Here is a 2,571-nt window from a genome sequence, read left to right on the forward strand (position 1 = left end):
CCAGCCCGAGGCGGTACGGGTCGACTGGCGCCCGGGACCGGCGCTGCGCGAGCTGGTACGCGCGGCGGGGGTGCTGGAGGCGGCGGGCTGGCAGGTCTCCGAACACCCCGAGCGCGACGGCGGGTTGTACCTGCTGGCCTCACCGCGCCGCCGCTGAAGGACCCGCCGCCGCACGGGGCGGCACCACCGCCGTACGACGCGCGCGGAGCGCGCAGGGGCGCGTACGGGCACATCCGCGCCCGTACGCGCCCTTCCCCCGCATCCCCCGTGCCCCGAGGCGCTACGCCGCCTTCTCCCGCTCCGTGATCTTCAGCCGGCCCTTCTTGATCACCGCCAGCCGCGGCGCCCGCCGGGCGATCGAGCTGTCGTGCGTGACGAGCACGTACGTCAGCCCCAGCTCCTTCCACAGCCCTTCCAGCAGCGCCACGATGTCGTCCCGGGTGTCCTCGTCGAGGTTGCCGGTCGGCTCGTCGGCCAGCAGCACCTTCGGCTGCTTCACCAGCGCCCGCGCGATGGCCACGCGCTGCTGCTGGCCGCCGGACAGCTCGCCGGGCAGGTGCGTCAGCCGCTCGGCGAGCCCCACGGACTCCAGCGCCTCCGCCGCCCGCTTGGCGCGCTCGGTCGCCTTCACGCCGAGCGGTACGAGCGCGGTCTCGACGTTCTCCTGCGCGCTGAGCGTGGGGATGAGGTTGAAGCTCTGGAAGACGAAGCCGATGGTCGCGGCCCGTACCCGCGTCAGCGCGGCCTCGCTGAGCCGGGCGAGGTCGGTGCCGTCGAGGCTGACGGTGCCGGAGGTCGCGCGGTCGAGGCCGCCGAGCAGTTGCAGCAGCGTCGACTTGCCGCCGCCGGTGGGGCCGCGGACGACGAGCTGGTCGCCGTCGGCGATGGTGAGGTCGACGCCGGCGAGGGCGTCGATGGCCTCCTTGCCGCGCTGGTAGCGCTTGGTGACGCCGGTGAGCTGGTACATCGTGTCAACTCCTGGGTGCCGCGGGGGTGAGGTGGTCGGGGAGGGGTGGGGCTACTCGACGCGCCGCAGCGCGTCCGCCGGCCGCAGCCGCGCCGCCCGCCAGCCGCCGAAGAGTCCGGCGATCAGCCCGCCGGCGACGGCGAGCGCGACGGCCAGGGCGATCACGGGCAGGGTCACGGGCGCCTGCAGCGCGACCTCCACGGTGGAGTTCGCCGCGTCCACCAGCTCGCTCGGCCCGCGCATGGCGGCGCCCTCGGGCATGTCGGAGCCGGGGCCCATCGAGGCGTCGAGCGTCGGGGCGACGGTCGTGACGAGGTACGCGCCGCCGACCCCGAGGGCGATGCCGAGGACGCCGCCGAGGATGCCGTTGACGAACGCCTCGCCCATCACCTGCCGGACGACGCGCCCGCTGCGCCAGCCGAGCGCCTTCAGCGTGCCGAACTCCCGCACCCGCCGGCCGACGGCGGACATCGTGAGCAGCCCGGCGAGCAGGAAGGCGGCGACCAGCACGACGACGGAGAGCCACTTGCCGATGTTGGTGGCGAGGTTGGAGGCGGTGGAGAGGTTGCCGGAGACCTGCTCGGCGAGGTCGGAGGCGGAGGTGACGCTGGCACCGGCCACGTTCTCGTCGATGGCGTCCTTGACCGCGGGGATGTCCTCGGAGCTGTCGGCCTTGACGTAGATGGTGGAGACCTTGTCCTGAAGGTCTGCGTCGGACAGCTGCTGGGCGCGCTTCAGCGGGATGTAGACGTTCGCGGTGGCGGCGCCGGTGTCGGCGGTGGCGATGCCGGCGACCTCGAACTTCTTGCCCTTGATGGTGACGTCGTCGCCGACCTTCAGGTCCTCGTCCTTGGCGTACGCGCTGTCGACGACCGCCTTGAGGGCGTCGGTGTCGTTCTTGCCGAAGGTCGCGCCGTCGCTGATCTTGGACGAGGACAGCGGGCCGACATCCTGCTGGGTGACGTCGAGGCCGGTGACGGTGAAGGAGTCGACGTCGACGTCGGCGCCGCCGCCCTCGATCCGCGGACCGCCCCCGCCGCCTCCGCCGCCGGGCCCGCCCTGGCCGGGGGCCGCCTGGCCGGTGGCGCCGCCCTCGATCTTCCCCTGCTGGAAGTCGCCCTTGAACTCGATGTCGTTGAGCGCCAGCGCGCCCACCGCCGTGTCGACGCCGTCCTGGGCCGCGACCTCGCCGACGACCGAGTCGTCGAGGTGCTGGAAGCCGCCGAGGGGCATCAGCCGGTCGTCGGTCCTGGTGGCGTCCTCGCCGTCCTCACCCGGCCCGATGCGGAAGGTCTGCGGACCGCCGCCGCTCTCGTCCGCCTCCTTGCTGACGGTGAGGTCGGTGCCCACGCCGTAGAGGGAATGCAGGACTTCGTCCTGGGCGTCGCGCATGCCGGCGGCCACGGAGGACACGGTGATGACGAGGCCGATCCCGAGCGCGAGGCCGAGAGCGACGACCAGTGCGGCCTTTCTGCGCCGGCGCAACTCGCGCCGCAGGTAGGTGAGGAACATGCGGCGAAGCTATGGCGCGAGGTTGGGGAAAGGCTGAGGTCACGGTGAGAGTGCCATGAGAAAGGGCCGGGCCCCGCCGTACGTACGCCGTA

At 73.0% G+C, this 2,571-nt stretch carries 2 protein-coding genes; both read right to left on the reverse strand.

What is annotated here, in order from left to right; translation table 11 throughout:
• Window positions 1-280: 280 nt before the first annotated feature.
• Entirely contained in the window at window positions 281-967 is a 687-nt protein-coding gene (locus H5J30_RS26740) for an ABC transporter ATP-binding protein (RefSeq protein ID WP_181789893.1), read from the reverse strand.
• Between the two features lie 51 nt (window positions 968-1,018).
• Window positions 1,019-2,479 (reverse strand): ABC transporter permease, encoded by a 1,461-nt coding sequence (locus tag H5J30_RS26745; RefSeq protein ID WP_181789894.1) that lies wholly within the window; start codon window positions 2,477-2,479, stop codon window positions 1,019-1,021.
• Between the last annotated feature and the right edge of the window lie 92 nt (window positions 2,480-2,571).

This window comes from Streptomyces phytophilus, from assembly GCF_013870535.1.
Classification (GTDB): domain Bacteria; phylum Actinomycetota; class Actinomycetes; order Streptomycetales; family Streptomycetaceae; genus Streptomyces; species Streptomyces phytophilus.